The organism is Thioflexithrix psekupsensis (assembly GCF_002149925.1).
Classification (GTDB): domain Bacteria; phylum Pseudomonadota; class Gammaproteobacteria; order Beggiatoales; family Beggiatoaceae; genus Thioflexithrix; species Thioflexithrix psekupsensis.
Map to the genome: position 1 here is coordinate 170,320 of NZ_MSLT01000006.1, position 15,850 is coordinate 186,169.

A 15,850-nucleotide genomic window follows, 5' to 3' on the forward strand; every position below is an offset into this window, starting at 1 on the left:
TCCTTTTGTTTATTAACGCCATTATTCGCCTAAACGTCTTTTAATTTGGGCTTGAATATTCGCCATACTTCGCGGCCAAGGACGGGTGGCTTGACGTAAATCCATATCCAATGATTGTAAAGCCAACATCGCTTGACTTTGGTCAGGATATACACCATACAATAACACGTACCAATCCCGTTGCCGATATTCTGTTTTAAAGAGCGCAATATTTTTTAAAGAATGGTGTTTTAAAAAAGTTTTTAACGTGCTTGGATCGTGTGCGCCTAATACCTGAATCGTATAAGTATCAGGATGTTGACTGAGTAGCCAATCTTCGTTATATACTGTTTCTATTCCCAATAAAGTTTGTGGATCAATCCGTCCATGATGCGCAGGAGATTGTTCTAACATTTGCGGGGGGTCTTGCAAAAGTTCTGGCGAGACAATTAAGAGCGGTGAAGGAGGCAGTGCCGAAGGCGGAGCCAAGTCGGCTCTTAAATCAGGAATAAACGGTAAATTAAGATCAGGCAAATCCGTTTCATTTCCAACAGGCAAATGAGCCAGTGGTCTATGATTAATTAAAGGTAAAATAATAATTTTTTCCGTACTTTGTTCAGTGGTTTCTTCAATAAAAATATCGGCATATTTCCAACGTATTGTAATTGCAAGGCCAATGATTAATAATAAAGACAGCAATCCCCACAACCAACGATTAGGAACGCCACTGGGATTGTTTAATAATAAAGGCGGCGGCCGCTGTTTTTTAATTAAACTATCAATAAATCGGTTAATTTTGGCAGGATTTCCCTCTGTTTCTAAATAAACATGGCGAATCCATTCGTGACTAATTAACGGAGCTAATGCGGGTTGTTGTTGGGCTAAACAAAATTCGACATATTCTTTCGTTTGCGCTTTGGTGAGCAAAGGCAAATCCACCGTATGGGTGAGCGTGTGCTGCACTAGGCTAAATTCAGGTGTCGCAAGAATGCTGCTTATTTGCGGCTCACAAAATAATACTGCACGTAATTGTTTGATATTTTCCCCTTGTATGGCGCACTCAATCACCAGTTTTAACGTGGCTAGGGGCAATAAATGGGCATCATCAACAAATAAAATAGGAATTTGTCCGTTATAACGCTTGGCAGCAATATGACTGCGTAAATGTTCTTGTAATGTTTCAATACTTTTTCCTGTTTGCCGCACATTGAATTGGTTTAATAACAGCGTTAAACAATGTATGGGAGATAAAGCAGGGCTGCTTTTTAATGTGTAAATCCAACTGTGTTCAAATGACATTTGTTGCAATTCTTGCAATAAAGTGGTTTTACCCGCGCCAAAAGGAGCCATCACAAATAATAATTGCTCACTATTTTGTAATAAATGGCGAATTAAATGCAGCCGCTGCATTCGTTGTGGCGTTTGGTAAAAATTTTCATTTAATGTACTCATGGAGTTTTTTATCCTTCTGCAAATAGAATTCGTATTTTTTCATGTTTTCGACTAAACTGATGGATAAAACATCATTGGTTTCTTCACGATGGGGATAAAAAAATGACACTACGCGTATTGGTGGCGGAGGATGAGCCAATTAATCGATATATTGCGTTGGCTTTACTGCAAGAATTGGGACATCAAGCGGATGCGGCTTTAACGGGGCAACAAGTTTTATTGGCGTTGGAGCAGCGGCGTTATGATGTCATTTTGATGGATGTTCACATGCCAGAAATGGATGGCTTTGAAGCCACGCGACATATTATTGCGCGTTATGCCCAACAACGTCCTGCAATTATTGCGTTGACTTCAGTGCAGCAATGCCACTGTCAAGCGGCCGGCATGGATGCTTATTTAAGTAAGCCATTAAGCCTAGATTCATTAAAACATATTTTAAAAGAATATGACCCGCCCCAGCCACCTAAAAAAGAACCGGCTAATAACGATAAATCGCCCACTTTTAATTTTTCTAATGCTTGGTTATTGCGTATGGCGTAATTTAGTCGTGATGCCAGAGCGTTTCTGTTTCTGCGAGGTGGCGTGCCATGACGAACAGTAGATCGGATAAACGATTTAAATAAAGCAAAGCGGTTTGGTTAATTGTTTCGGGTTCTTCTCGCATCAGCGTGACCAAACGTCGCTCCGCTCGACGGCACACCGTGCGGGCAACGTGTGCCAATGTGCTAGGGCGAGTTCCGTTGGGTAAAATAAATTCTTTCAGTGGCGGTAAGGCGTTATTTAATTGGGTTAATGCGTCTTCAAGATATTCGACGTGTTCTGCTTGAAGCAAACGGTAATGAGGAATGCTTAATTCTCCCCCTAAATCGAATAAATTCTGTTGAATCTGCTCTAAAGTTTGCCGCAGTGCATCGGGTAATGTTTCGCTTAATAAAACGCCTAAAACACTGTTTAATTCATCCACTGTCCCCATCACTTCAATGCGCGGTGAATCCTTATCAACTCGGCTGCCATCGCCTAAGCCTGTGGTGCCTTGATCGCCTGTGCGGGTGCAAATTTTTGAAAGTCGGTATCCCATAATGATGGTGCTGTAGTTTCCTATTTTTTTTAACGTGTTTTAAAATACATCCCGCCTGCCTGTGAGGCCACCATTCCACGTAATTCAAGAATGAGCAGCATAGAAGAAACGGCCTCAACCGTTAATCCACTGAGTTCCACCAAACTGTCTACGGTAATCGGCTTATCCACCAAATGCGCCAGTAAACGAGCATAATCCGGATCATCTGTGGTCATCGAATCGGAGTGAGAAACGGTTTGGGTTTCAGAAAAGGACGTGGTGGGTGGAGAAATGGTTTTTAACGGGAAATCAAAACCTATTGTTTGGCCATTAAGCGGCAAATGAGCGAGCAATTCTTCCATGACATCGTTGGCTGTTTCAACCAATTTTGCCCCTTGTTTAATCAAAGTATGACAGCCACGCGATTGCGGGTTGCGAATTGAGCCGGGAATGGCAAATACATCACGCCCTTGTTCTACGGCAAGGTGGGCTGTAATCAAAGAACCACTGCTGGACGAAGCTTCTACCACCAATACGCCTAAACTTAACCCACTAATAATACGATTACGTCGGGGAAACTGGCCAGCTATCGCCGGTGTACCGGGGAATAATTCTGACACTAACGCCCCTTTTTCTGCAATACGATGTGCCAATTCCCGATGTTGACGCGGATACACGCGATCCAACCCGGTGCCAGTGACGGCGAGCGTATAGCCTGTGGCCTGTAATGCGCCTAAATGCGCCGCAGCATCAATGCCAAACGCCATACCACTGGTAATAACAAATCCCGCTTGTGCCAAATGTTCTGCAAATTCGCGGGCAATTTCTTCCCCTTGACGACTGGGATGACGCGTCCCCACCATCGCAATTTGTGGTTGCGACAACAAAGCCACATCCCCATGCACAAATAAAATCGGCGGCGGATCGTGAATCGTCCGCAGCAAAGGCGGATAATTCGGATCGGTTAAGGTCAACAGATGATTATTTGGATTCGCCTGCAACCAAGCCAAATCTTGTTTAACCTTAGCCCATTCAGGCTGTTGCAAAGCCGAGATCGCAGATGTTTTTAACCCTGCTGCCAACCATTCGCCAGAAGAAGCCTGAAAAACCGCTTTAGGACTACCAAATTGAGACAATAAACGCGCATACGTCACCGCGCCCAGCGTAGGAATCCGCGCTAAGGCCAGCCAATATTCGTAATCATTAGAATCGGTGTGGTTCAAGGCGCAGTCACAGGGTCAAATAAATTAATAGGCAATATCGCTTTGATCACCAGCGCGTAGCTGATGGTATCAAAAACACGAAAGATTAATAATGTCCCCGCTTGTTGATCGGGAAGTCTGACCATTTCTGGCGTATCGGTTAAGTCGTCTACAATTGAGCCGCCCCGCTGCTTTACGTTAAGCAAATGGCCAACCACTAAGCCATCATTTTCACCCAAATTGACCACTACTACGTTATACTGACCAATTTGAGACACGCCATCTACCACCGCCACAATATAGGCGTTCTCTCCCACCAAATCTTCAGGCGCAGCCACTAACTCAAAGTTTTCGCGGAACTCTCTCGTGCCAACCGGAATGACTAAGTCACCTTTCAACACCTCACGCACCACATGGGTCAAACGTAAAGTGCTAACTCCATCTTCAGCGTCTTCTATCCACTCCGCATCCCCAAGATAAATCGCCTCATAAGCGTACACCACTTCACCATCCATACTGGCAAAACGCTGTCCTGGCCGCACCACAATAAATTGTTCTTCGTTGAGATAACTTAGATTGCGCACAAAAATGCGATCATGCAGACTGGACATCAGACTTTTGCTGCTGTTAGCGATAACATAACCTGCGGTTTCTCTTTCTTGTTCGGTGAGCAGAGAGGGGCGATTAAGAAATTGTTGAATGGCTTCAACGGGTAAAATTGGCGCGCTGCGGACAGTTTCTCCTTCCACCACACGGACACGGGGTTGTAATTTAACCGTGCGTCCTTGTCGGATCGTTAAACTCACTAAGTTGCCTTGTTTTTCCAACAAAATCACATCGCCCGCCCCCAATTTTGGCAAGCGTCCCTGCCAACGTTGCAGCCATGGTTCGGGATCAAGGACAATTTTGGATAAAATGTCACTCCACTGTTCAGCCTCTTGCACCACATATTGCGTAGGCGCGTCGGGAACTAAGGGCGTGTGTGCGTCGAAAACAAAAGGTTGCGCGTAAACCCGCGAAGTTATTAAAAATAAAGCAAAAATAGACAATAAATGTTTCATGGCAGTTTGCACAGAGCAGTGACAATACGCATAATAAACCAGCAGAAGCATAAAAAAATCCGCTTCATCACCCAGCGGTCAGGTGACCCAACGCATTGTATAATGTAAGTTTCATTATTTTTTATTGCAATTTAACCAATAAGTGGTGTATATTAGCACAGGTTGGTTGGCGGTGCGTATGATTCACAGATAAAAGCCAGTCAATTTTCTGTTTTCCCTTCTCGTAATCAAAGCCGACGTAGCACAATTGGCAGTGCAACTGACTTGTAATCAGTAGGTTGGGGGTTCAACTCCCTCCGTCGGCACCATATTATCCCCACTTTTTTAAAAAATTCCTAAGCTTCATTAAGTCCTCATTCTTTTTGCGTTGGTTTTTATAGCCATTCTGTCTGAAAAAGAGGTAATTTAAGGAAAGCGACAAAAAATGATTCTCTCGCTTATTATTCAGCAATAACCGCACAAGCTGGCCATGCAATCCCTTCCACATCATTGTGATTGGTTTCAACGGTCAGAGACACAAGCAATTCGCAAGTCGCATTAATCACACTCGACATCAAAATGAAAAGATTAACAGATGAAGAACTTGAAGAGTTACTGAGTGATTTGGAATCAGATCGTGTAGAACGTAAAGAATCGGATAAAGGCGATGCGCCCGAAAAAATCCGTCAAGCAATTTGTGCGTTTGCTAACGATTTACCTAATCATAAAAAACCCGGCGTAATTTTTGTCGGTGTTAGAGATAATGGTCATTCTGCTGGTCTCACTATCACCGATGAGTTACTGCTGAAACTTGCAGATATGCGTTCAGATGGTCAGATTTTGCCGCCGCCTAGTATGACTGTGGAAAAACGGCGTTTACTAAGTATGGATATAGCAGTAATTACTGTGCAACCAGCAGACGCACCGCCAGTCAGATATAAAGGACGTACTTATATTCGCACAGGTCCCCGTCGTGATATTGCCTCTCGTCAAGATGAGCGGATACTTAACGAAAAGCGACGTTATAGAGATTTACCTTTTGACTTGCATCCTGTTTCCTTCGCTAAACTGAGTGATTTGAACCGACTCGCTTTTGAGCAGGAATATCTTATTCATGCGGTTGCTCCCGATATTCTCGCAGCAAACCAACGTAGCTATGAGGAACGATTGGCTGCTTGTCGTTTCATCGAATCCCCTGAAAATCCTTGCCCTACCGTATCAGGTTGTATCGTGTTGGGCATCCGTGCGCAAGATTTAATACCCGGTAATTACATTCAGTTTTTACGTATAAATGGCACTCAATTGACTGACGCAATTCAAGACGAAGCAGAGATCAGTGGAAATCTAGGGGAAATATTGCGCCGTTTGGATGAAAAACTAGAAGCCCATATCCGCACAGGGATAGACATCATCAGCGGCAGGACTGAATCTCGTCGTCCTAATTACCCATTAGCGGCATTACAACAATTGACACGTAATGCAGTTATGCACCGCAACTATGAAGGGACTCGTGCGCCAGTGCGCTTAACTTGGTTCAACGACCGCATAGAAATACACAGTCCGGGTGGGCCATTTGGACAGGTGACAGTAGAAAATTTTGGTAAGTCTGGGTTTACAGATTACCGTAATCCTAATATTGCCACTGCGATGAAAGTGTTGGGTTATGTACAAAAGTTTGGTATGGGCATTCAAATCGCGCAACAAGAACTTAATAAAAATGGCAATCCGCCTGCACGCTTTGAGGTAAACGCAAATTATGTACTGGTCGAAATACGGAGTGCATCATGACAATTCCCGTCCTGAGTGTCTTCAATAATAAGGGGGGCGTGGGTAAAACCACATTGGTCTACCATCTGGCGTGGATGTTCCACGAATTAGACATAAATATCTTGGCGGTAGATATAGACCCGCAATGTAATCTCACTGTGATGTTTTTAGAAGAAGAGCGTTTATTAAATATCTGGAATGCGCCAGAGGGAAAAATAACGACATTATTTCGTTCTATTGAACCTTTAATGAATGTAGGAGATATTCAACCTGTTGAGCTAGAACAGATTACCCAAAAACTTTATCTGTTAGCAGGAGAATTAAGCTTATCTACTTTTGAAGACGAACTTTCGGAAAATTGGCCTAAATCTATGGACGATAAAAATTTGGAGCGTCCTTTCAAAATACTCACTGCTTTCTGGCAAGTGATTCAAAACGCAGCACAAAGCGTCAACGCAAAATTGATAATCGCAGATGTCGGTCCTAATCTAGGTGCTATCAATCGTTCGGCATTAATTGCCTCAGATTATGTCTTGATTCCCCTAGGAGCAGATTTATTTTCGCTACAAGGGTTGCGCAATTTGGGACCAACATTACAGCATTGGCGCAAATCGTGGAAAAAACGTATTGATAATTGGGAAAAAGCAACTATTCCATTGCCTAAAGGAGAAATGCAACCCATAGGCTATGTAGCGCAACAACACGGTACGCGAATTTCGCGCCCCGTTAAAGCCTACAACCGTTGGTTGAATCAAATACCTAATGAATATCGCATAAATATACTTAAAGAACAGAGAGATAATTCATTGGAAATTGAAAATGACCCTTATTGTTTAGCCCAACTTAAACACTACCGCAGTTTGATACCATTAGCTCAGGAAGCTAGAAAACCTATATTTTCTTTAAAACCCGCAGACGGTGCTATCGGCTCACACGCACTCTCAGCACAAGAGGCTTATATAGATTTTGCACAATTAGCGAAGAAAATGCTGCAAAATATTGGCATCACATAAAAAATGTGGATACCAGCTAACTTACTGATTTTTCTATAATATTCAGACGCACATAAAAAGGTGACACCAAAACCTTTAGTGTCACCTTGTAAATAGTCGCCGTTTTATCGCATCAATTCAACAGCGAAATAAAATTAACATACGCTGATTATTCAGGAACAGCCGCACAAGCCGGCCATGCAATTCCTTCTACGTCATCGTAATTGGTTTCAACAGTCTGAGATACAACCAATTCGCAAGTAGCAGGATTGATCACACCCAACATCAAGCCGCTATTGCCATGAACACTAACCGCTAAGGTATCGTCAGGCAAAGTTTCTAAACCTTCGATTTCGCCCAATTGATGGGTCAAAGCCTCACAAATGGTAGAAATTTGACCCGTTGCAGGGACATATTTCCACAAAGTCATAGGGCCAGAATCCATGCGTTCATCAGGGTCTTCGCCTTCATCTTTTGGCACTTGAGCCGCATAAAGCGTGCTGCCGTCAAGACTCCACGCTAAATCACCGACTTCAACTTCACTAGACGGAACAATAATTTCCGCAGCGACGCTGGTTGCTGGATCAGCAATCACGAATAAACCACTGTCTTGCGCCCAACCCCACAACGTGCCATCGTTTCTAAAACTCAGCCCGTCGATTTCTCTGACTCCAGTAGAACCTAAATCAGTTAAAGCCCCAGTATCTTTATCAACGATATACAAATGCCCTTGCTGTTCACTGTTATCACCAGAACCTGCATACAGGACTTTCGTGGTGGGATGAATGTCTAAGGCTTCGATGTCATAAGCGGGATACATTGCGCCTAAGGCTTCTACAGCAAAACCGCTGGCAGGATCAATGCTAAAGAATTGACTGTCATTCAAACCTTGATCGTGAACAGCATAAACTTTGTCTTCACAAGGCGGAGGCGTTTCTACGCAGCTTGGCCCCGTGATAGAACCTGCACCGTGATTTGTACTAGATTTAGCAATGGCTTGCACAGGCACTGCGGCATAGGCTTGGTCTAAAGTGAAAGAAAATGTCCCACCTTTTGTATTCCATTTAATCCCCACGGGATCGCCTGCGACCGCAGGATTTTTACCGATTTCCGCGCCTTCTGTATAACTGACGTACTTGTCTTTACAGTTAGGTAATACTAACATCCAGTGACTGAGATCGCGTCCAGCCACATAAGATATTTTATAAGTCCATGTGTTTCCAACATTCGACACAAATTCGATAGCAAATGTTGTATTTTTATTGTCTGGCAAACTGACAGAAATCGTTTCTGCAAAAGCATTCGCAGCACCGAACATGGCGACTGCACAGCTAATAGCCAGAATATTACGTTTGGCGTTCATTGACTTGCTCTCCTTACAAAAAGAGTTATTTGTGGATCATTTGGCGTGTGGATTAAAACGTAATTCTTATGCCAAAATGGTGGGGTGTAATTGTTAAAATAAAAACAGAAAAATACACCTCGATTCTCCTACTTATTACGCTAGAGCAAGGTTGAGAGAAGTCCTTATCTAATTATAGTTCTTTTTTACCGATTCAATATGGCACGCGCATAAAAATAGGCAGGTTTTATGCCTGCTTTTGTAGTGTTAAAGAGTGGCTATTTTGTCGCTTATTGAAGGGTGTCGTTCACTGTTTTTTATAATTTTAATCCAGTGGTCAATGAGTGGACAAATGTAGATGAATCTAACAGATTAATTTTTAAAAATTTGTTCCCATTCTAGTTGCGTTAATTTACGAATACCCGCCAATAAAAACCATAAAGAAAAGACTAAAATCAGCATTGACGGTACAACAATTACAGGGTAACTCAACGCGGTCATTTTACCTAATTCCGCATTAAATGCCTCTGTCCCCGGTGGACTCACAACAATAATACGCGCCAAAACAAAATTTAAAATAGCCGAAACAAAAAAAGACCCCGCCAATAACCATGAAGCCTGCATTAATCGCACTTGAAATGCAGCACCATTATGATGCTGTTCTAAAGCCTCATTGACTGCATTAATGTCAATGATATTGTCATTATAAATAATTAATTTCACCAAAGGATAGCGTGTCTTTAATGACACTAAAACAGCCACACCAATTAAAAATGGAATGCTGGCTTCTTTCACCGCCAACCAAAACGGGTCTAATTGCAATAACCCAATACCACCAGTCAGTAAAATACTCACCAAACCCAAAATTGAAAACGCATTAAAATGCCGATTCTTCAATAAATCATACACACCATAAGCCAAAGGAAAACTTAATGCTAAAACTAATCCCCACACCGGGCCTAAGTAACTTTCTTTACTTAAAACCATCAAAATAACAACGGGAATGGCAATATTAATCAGCAAATTAATAAATGGGTTTTCTTGACGCATCGCACAGTGTCCTCAGTGAAACAACAAAGAAAAAATCACTTGGGCTATTCTTGCCTTATTGCAAGACATAGGCAAATGATTTTTTGTTAAAATAACTTTATTATCAATTAATTACCAGTATTAATCAATAATTAACAAGTTGGTTAATTAAAAAAGTCCGCCAACAGATAACGGATGAAATTCACAAAACAGGCAACCACACCAACCGAAATCCCACTCCTCCTGCGGCTTGTGGAGCTTCGATCCAACCGGCGGTTAATTGTGTGGCTGAACAGAGATAACCGCGAATGACTTTTTCATTCCCCAACGCACCCGCCGAAGCCGATGGGCCAAGCGGGTCAATTTTCAGACTATCCGCTTCAAAATACGACCAATCCGACCAATCTTGTACCCATTCCCGCACATTGCCGATCATGTCGTATAATCCCCACGCATTGGGTAATTTTTGTGCAACAGGATATAAGGCAGGTAACTGCGATTGACCACAACAAGTTAATTCTTGTTCACACCAACCATAGCGTCGTCGATTCGGAGAAGACAACCATTCTGCATCCATGATTCCACTGGCACGTGCGCCGTATTCCCATTCAGCATTGGTGGGTAAACGGTATATGCCCTCGTTTGCGGCATTTAAACGCGCTAAAAAGGCCTGAATATCTGACCAAAATAACCGATCTACCGGACAAGTCGGGCATTGTTCGCCTAAAACCCGCCATTCTCCCATGACCTTATGCCACTGTTCATGTGTAACTTCCGTGGTTTGCAAGTAAAAATCTTGCGTCAAACGCACAGGATGGCGCGGAATTGGTGCATTATCGCCCATTGTAAACTCTCCCGCAGGTAAACGCACAAAACGCATTCCCACTTGATTTTCTTGTTGTGGCAATGGTTGTACTATTACGGGCGCGGGCAATTCTGCTTGCGGCTGCCAAAGTAACACACGCTCTCCCCCCTCAAATTGTTGCCATAAGGTTAAACGCAATGGGTCTGCGCCTTCATCTCCGTATTCAGGGGTGTTATGTCCGAAATTTTTACCATAAAACAATTGCATCTCCACATTTTGCGCCTCTGCCAGATAAAAAGCCGCAAAACCATCACTGTTTACACCAAAATCACCATCAATACTGCCCCCCACATTCACACCACCCACTAAACTTTGCGCATTAACCGATAAACCAAATCGTCCGCGGGCTTTTTGGGTGTCATTTGCCCGCACATCAACCACGTAAAAGCCCGGTGTTAATGGTTCAGTAAACACAGATTCACCGGGCGACACCTGTGGCGCATAAAATACAGGTTCTCGTTGTGCCGATCCGTCTAAACGAACCCGTTGAATTTGCACGGCTAAATGGGAAATCGCCCCCGTATATTCTTCAATTTTTAATAACACCCGTTCCGTTTGCGTGAGATAAAAAGCAATAAATCCCGGTACTTTTCCGCCCTCAGCCAACACCGATCCCGCATTAAATCCGCCAACATTAGTGCCTTTACTGGTATTCAGACTCAATCCCCACGCGCCCGCTCTCAAACCGTAATCGGAACTGATTTGTGCGATATAAAAGCCCGGTGGAAAATAACGCCGATAATAACAGCGTTCCGTATGATCACAAAAATAACTGGCTTGTGCTGGAAGCTGTTCTGGTATTTCGTATTCAATCAGGTAAGATTGTGCATACATTGTAGAATTCGGAGTATAACTCTGCCATGTCGCTGGAGATGAAAGAGAATCACTGCGTTGCAGCGGTGGATGGACTATTTTCGCATAATCGCCTTGTGTTGCTGCGTCGGGAGAAGCCCAATTGCTGTAATCCCAAGTGTCGCCGCTTAACCATTGCCATGTGTGTGTACTGGGATGGCGACGGGCACCGATTAAGTATTCTCTCGCAACACTATTGCCATATTGACAGCCAATGCCTTGATTGGGCGTGATTGTATACAAACAACGATCAAACAAACTGCGCAATAAACGTTGAGTAATCCATTGATTTTCCGCCTCTGAAGTGATGCTTACTAAACGTCCGCGTTGTCCAGCCCATGATTGTGCGGCCGCGTGTTGTTGTAGTCGTTCCAAATTAAGTGTCGTCTCTCCCAACGGATCAGGCGTGTAAGTCATGATACCATACCAATGATCTTGTCCTCCTTCTGCCGCTGACCACTGCACAATTTTGGGATCATATTCCACAATCACTCCCGCCACTGTCATTTCCCGATCTAATCCTAACCAATGACCTTGTTGATCCATTGCCAAATAATGAGCCATTTGGGCGTTAGAAAAAATAGGATGATACTGCCAAGATTCTCCTAAATTAACCCATTGCCATTCTTGTTCATTTTCCTTTATTCCACCAAGCCAAAAATGATCTATAGAACGCTCAATTAAGGGAAGCACATGATGAACAATAAATTCATGTTCAGCCACATGGGTTATAGTGGCAGGATAAATGGTGTAATGGCGTTCATTGATTAATGTGGGATGAGGCGGATTATAATAAATTTGCGCATAACTATTGCGCCAATTGACTTTTTCACTGAATAAAACCCATTGGTAAAAATGACCATTACCGCCTTGATTCACTTTCCATTCTATCAATGGACTGGTTTCAAGATAATAATTTTGTGCAGCTAATCCATGATAATAGATTAACCCTATAATTAATAATAATAGTTGTCGTGACATGGTGTTTATTCCGTTGTGAGCAGAGATTTACGGATTAATTTCATTTAACCAATGAATAAGCTGTTCTCGCATGGATTCTGGCGCGTATTGCTCCCATTTCCGTAATTGTTGGACGGCGTGATCATTATCATTGATGGCTAAAGCCATTAATCCATGAACTGTAGCTTGTTGCGTTAAGCTATTTGGAGGCGCGTGATAAAGTGTTTCTGTAAGTAGCGTTATTGCATCAGGATTGTTGAGATTTTTAAAGGCTTGAAAGGCAGATAAAGGGACAATTTGATTATTTTTTTGTAACGTTTCTAAAGAAGAAAAATTAACAGGTTCTAAGCTATTAAATAGCTGTTTTAATCCATTTTCTGCACCAATAGAGACAAGTCCTTCACTAATGGTATTAACCAATGCAATATCTTGGCTGGTTTGTAACTGTTGCCATGCTTGTTCTAAAGGCGGTGATAATTCAGTATGAAATTGGTTATTCCATCTTAGGCGAGTGCTGTAGCTAATGGCTTGTAAAATGGGAATGCGCGGCTCGCTATTTGGCAATAGAATTAAGGCTTGTTGAACAAGCGCAATTAAAGCAGGTTCTGTAGCGGTTTGTCCAAGTAATTGAGCGATTTGAGAAACATAGCCGTAAGGCGTGGTTTCTGGTAAAGTTAAATGGGCAGCTAAAGCGTGGTAAACTGCTGCATCAAATTCGTCTCGTAAACGCAAGGGTAAAGCGATTGCAATTAATTGTCTGGCTCTGATGGCGTTGGGATTTTGAGTGTGTTGTAAGGTTTGCCATTGTTGCCATAACACTGCGGGAGATTGAGTTAATAAATTCTCATAATAATGTTGACGATTTTCTAACTGGCTTAAATTGGGTAAACTGGATGCCAGATCGATCTGATTAAAAGTGCTTAAATCATGGGTATCAGGTGTGGCGAATGAATCAAGAATTGGCTTAGAAGAAATTGGTGGTGTAATTATTGTATTGTTTTCTGATGAGGTGATAGGGTTATCTGTTTTTAATGGTTTATCGGGCATTTTTTTTGTGGTCAGTAAAAATAATAAAACAATAAGCCCAAGCAGTATAAATACCAGCCAGAAAAATGAAGATAATGATTTCATAATGAATCTAAGAATTTATTCCGTTTTGACAATAAGGGTGGGCATTACCCACCCTTGATGATTTATTACCAATGCGGTAACAGTTCTTTTAACCCATTAGTAATGTGAATTTCTTCTTTGGGTTGTTTAGTGTGATATACCCCATTTTTAGGATTGCCATCGTAACTGACAATACCTGCTGGAAAGGCTTGATTGAGATACGGCACGATGCCATCACCAATCAGATGGCTGGCTGTGGGTTGTGAACCCTCTAATATTACATACTGGGCATCACGAGAAACTTGATCGCAAATATCGGGGCCAGCTAAATCGAAAATTCGATAAAGTTCTGTTAATTTTCCTAACTCGACTCCACTGTAACGCAAAGACCCATAGCGCACTGCTTTAGGCAACTTGTTGACATTTCCGTCTAATGTTCTAATTGGCGTAGAATTATCAGATAAATCGGCCACGGTGGGTTTACGTACATCTAACGTTTCGTCAGCGACTTTAAAACCATTACACTGACCAAATCTAAGCGTATCAACCACTTGCCAATCATCATAACAGGCATCATTGGAGAAAAACCCCCAATCACCCAAGCGAGTGACGTTGTTACTCAAACAATTTCTCTCAAGATACCCATAAATTCGTCCTAATGGACTGCCATTGTGAGGTGTTCCTGTGGTCAACAGAGCGGCGACAGCGGTTTTAGTACTGTCTGCGATGTTGTCGTTTTGCAAAAAGGCACGCGCCGCCAACCCACCGCGACTGTGTCCTACTAAGGCCACTTTTAACACCACATTTTCTCCATAATACCGCTTATACGCCTGTTGTAATGCGGTGACAGCGTCGGCCACTTCTTGCCCTAATTGGTCAAAGGTAGAAAAATCGCCTTTTTCTACTCCGCTTGTTCGCATATTTTCTAAACCAATGCGTCCACTAAAGCCGTCATAAGCCCCAAAACGTACCCGAAAACAGCCCAACTCTGGGGGAGTTTGGCGTGATGATAATAGGCTAGGTTGTGTTAATACCCCATCAAACACCACAGGACAATTGTCCACGTCGAACTGATCGTGTTGATCCAAATAATTATCCCAAGTCAATTCATCAGAATTCATTCCATGCAGCAAAACAATGGCGCGGGCTTCACGGGCAGCAGGACGAAAATCGACCGTTAAAACAAGTACATCGCCAGATATATCATTTTGTGATACTTGACACCACTCCTTTGACGCATCAACAGAACAATTGCTGCTCCATCCCACCAACTCTGAACCAGCCGCAGGAACTGCACTTAATTGCAAGGTTTCACTTCGAGGAACGGACAACGTACAATCTTGCTGACACGTATGATTTTCTAAGGTTACACTGCCTTTTCCCGCCCCAACAAATACAATTCGCACATTCAACGGGGATATTGTAGGGGCAGGTTGCGTGGGAGTGGCAGGAGGTGTGGGTTCTGGCTTGGGTTCGGTGGGGGATGGAGATGATGTTGGAGCAAGACGCGCTTCAATGTGATTGACCCCAAAAAACGCACCCATGAGATTGGGATTTAATTGCAAGGTTGCTGAATAACCTAAATCCATTGCATCAGGCACATTCAAACAAGGCAAAAATAATTCTCCAGAACTGGGCATATAACGACTTAAACAAGTTGCATTTTCAGGTAATTGAGTGTCCACTTGACCATTTAATAATTCTTCAACTAAAAAACCTGTCGTTCCATTGGTTTCTGCAAATCGCAAACGCACTTCATAACTGGGTAAATGATTCGGTTCAATCACCAAACAAGGTAGCTTTAATAGTCCCGTATTAGGATAATATAGAGCCTGACAGTTTTGTGGCGTGTTCGTTGGTGCGAATGGAAAAGGCAGTTGTGCTTTAACGGTAACAGAAAAAGCAGACAATGCCAAAAGTAAAGTGAATCTGGTTAGAGAAGGACTCAACATTTAAAATCTCACTCAATAGTAGCTTGGTAAAAAATATCCATGGGACGACTTTATTGTCTTACTCATTATAGATATTTTGTGAGACTTTTGCACGAATAAGAATCATTTTTTACGTTCTTCATCAGATCGGCAATCTCAAAATGCGACAGAAAGAGAAGTGATCAGCATCCAATTAAAAACTAAGTAATTCAAAAAGATAGCCGCATAGCCGATATAACAGAATGATGTGATTCATCATTGAAATGATGCTA

At 42.6% G+C, this 15,850-nt stretch carries 12 protein-coding genes and 1 tRNA gene; 4 read left to right on the forward strand and 9 right to left on the reverse strand.

All coding sequences use genetic code 11. The annotated features are described in order from the left end of the window. Positions 1-21 precede the first annotated feature (21 nt). Positions 22-1,431: an AAA family ATPase gene (locus TPSD3_RS02015; protein ID WP_086486922.1), complete on the reverse strand. Its 1,410-nt coding sequence runs from the start codon at positions 1,429-1,431 to the stop codon at positions 22-24. 102 nt (positions 1,432-1,533) lie between these two features. Between TPSD3_RS02015 and TPSD3_RS02020 the strand changes: the two genes are divergently transcribed. Then, the gene (locus TPSD3_RS02020; protein WP_086486923.1) at positions 1,534-1,971 is read left to right on the forward strand and encodes a response regulator; all 438 of its coding nucleotides are present in this window, start codon (positions 1,534-1,536) and stop codon (positions 1,969-1,971) included. Between the two features lies 1 nt (position 1,972). Here the strand turns inward: TPSD3_RS02020 and TPSD3_RS02025 are convergent, their stop codons facing one another. The 3 genes from TPSD3_RS02025 to TPSD3_RS02035 are packed head-to-tail and all read right to left on the reverse strand — an operon-like array spanning position 1,973 to position 4,802. Beyond that, on the reverse strand, positions 1,973-2,509 hold the full coding sequence (locus tag TPSD3_RS02025) for a cob(I)yrinic acid a,c-diamide adenosyltransferase (RefSeq protein ID WP_086486924.1): 537 nt from the start codon (positions 2,507-2,509) through the stop codon (positions 1,973-1,975). A 29-nt stretch (positions 2,510-2,538) separates the two neighbouring features. Beyond that, positions 2,539-3,711 (reverse strand): DNA-processing protein DprA, encoded by a 1,173-nt coding sequence (gene dprA / locus TPSD3_RS02030; RefSeq protein ID WP_245391505.1) that lies wholly within the window; start codon positions 3,709-3,711, stop codon positions 2,539-2,541. Then, a complete protein-coding gene (locus TPSD3_RS02035; protein WP_086486925.1) occupies positions 3,708-4,802 on the reverse strand; it encodes a hypothetical protein in 1,095 nt (364 codons plus the stop codon). The genes dprA and TPSD3_RS02035 overlap by 4 nt, the downstream gene beginning before the upstream one ends. A 181-nt stretch (positions 4,803-4,983) precedes the next feature. Between TPSD3_RS02035 and TPSD3_RS02040 the strand changes: the two genes are divergently transcribed. From TPSD3_RS02040 to TPSD3_RS02055, 3 genes are all read left to right on the forward strand, one after another. Next, positions 4,984-5,059: transfer RNA gene (locus TPSD3_RS02040), tRNA-Thr, on the forward strand. 250 nt (positions 5,060-5,309) lie between these two features. Further along, a complete protein-coding gene (locus TPSD3_RS02050; RefSeq protein ID WP_086486927.1) occupies positions 5,310-6,518 on the forward strand; it encodes an ATP-binding protein in 1,209 nt (402 codons plus the stop codon). Continuing rightward, the gene (locus tag TPSD3_RS02055) at positions 6,515-7,510 is read left to right on the forward strand and encodes a ParA family protein (RefSeq protein ID WP_086486928.1); all 996 of its coding nucleotides are present in this window, start codon (positions 6,515-6,517) and stop codon (positions 7,508-7,510) included. Before TPSD3_RS02050 ends, TPSD3_RS02055 begins: the two co-directional genes overlap by 4 nt. A gap of 148 nt (positions 7,511-7,658) precedes the next feature. Here the strand turns inward: TPSD3_RS02055 and TPSD3_RS02060 are convergent, their stop codons facing one another. The 5 genes from TPSD3_RS02060 to TPSD3_RS02080 form a co-directional block, all read right to left on the reverse strand. Continuing rightward, positions 7,659-8,852, reverse strand: a complete 1,194-nt coding sequence (locus tag TPSD3_RS02060; RefSeq protein WP_086486929.1) for a WD40 repeat domain-containing protein — start codon at positions 8,850-8,852, stop codon at positions 7,659-7,661. Between the two features lie 351 nt (positions 8,853-9,203). Next, complete coding sequence (locus tag TPSD3_RS02065; RefSeq protein ID WP_086486930.1) at positions 9,204-9,881, reverse strand: VC0807 family protein; 678 nt, start codon at positions 9,879-9,881, stop codon at positions 9,204-9,206. A 181-nt stretch (positions 9,882-10,062) separates the two neighbouring features. After that, on the reverse strand, positions 10,063-12,558 hold the full coding sequence (locus TPSD3_RS02070; RefSeq protein ID WP_086486931.1) for an SUMF1/EgtB/PvdO family nonheme iron enzyme: 2,496 nt from the start codon (positions 12,556-12,558) through the stop codon (positions 10,063-10,065). Positions 12,559-12,585: 27 nt separating this feature from the next. Continuing rightward, positions 12,586-13,668, reverse strand: a complete 1,083-nt coding sequence (locus TPSD3_RS02075; protein ID WP_086486932.1) for a hypothetical protein — start codon at positions 13,666-13,668, stop codon at positions 12,586-12,588. A 65-nt stretch (positions 13,669-13,733) separates the two neighbouring features. Beyond that, on the reverse strand, positions 13,734-15,599 hold the full coding sequence (locus tag TPSD3_RS02080; RefSeq protein ID WP_086486933.1) for an esterase/lipase family protein: 1,866 nt from the start codon (positions 15,597-15,599) through the stop codon (positions 13,734-13,736). Positions 15,600-15,850: the final 251 nt, after the last annotated feature.

Bases quoted from the DNA above. Each gene is read 5' to 3' on its own strand.
- TPSD3_RS02050 (WP_086486927.1), top strand. From the start codon at position 5,310: ATGAAAAGATTAACAGATGAAGAACTTGAAGAGTTACTGAGTGATTTG.
- TPSD3_RS02035 (WP_086486925.1), bottom strand. From the start codon at position 4,802: ATGCTTCTGCTGGTTTATTATGCGTATTGTCACTGCTCTGTGCAAACT.
- TPSD3_RS02015 (WP_086486922.1), bottom strand. From the start codon at position 1,431: ATGAGTACATTAAATGAAAATTTTTACCAAACGCCACAACGAATGCAG.
- TPSD3_RS02055 (WP_086486928.1), top strand. From the start codon at position 6,515: ATGACAATTCCCGTCCTGAGTGTCTTCAATAATAAGGGGGGCGTGGGT.
- TPSD3_RS02075 (WP_086486932.1), bottom strand. From the start codon at position 13,668: ATGAAATCATTATCTTCATTTTTCTGGCTGGTATTTATACTGCTTGGG.
- TPSD3_RS02020 (WP_086486923.1), top strand. From the start codon at position 1,534: ATGACACTACGCGTATTGGTGGCGGAGGATGAGCCAATTAATCGATAT.
- TPSD3_RS02060 (WP_086486929.1), bottom strand. From the start codon at position 8,852: ATGAACGCCAAACGTAATATTCTGGCTATTAGCTGTGCAGTCGCCATG.
- TPSD3_RS02025 (WP_086486924.1), bottom strand. From the start codon at position 2,509: ATGGGATACCGACTTTCAAAAATTTGCACCCGCACAGGCGATCAAGGC.
- TPSD3_RS02070 (WP_086486931.1), bottom strand. From the start codon at position 12,558: ATGTCACGACAACTATTATTATTAATTATAGGGTTAATCTATTATCAT.
- TPSD3_RS02065 (WP_086486930.1), bottom strand. From the start codon at position 9,881: ATGCGTCAAGAAAACCCATTTATTAATTTGCTGATTAATATTGCCATT.
- TPSD3_RS02080 (WP_086486933.1), bottom strand. From the start codon at position 15,599: ATGTTGAGTCCTTCTCTAACCAGATTCACTTTACTTTTGGCATTGTCT.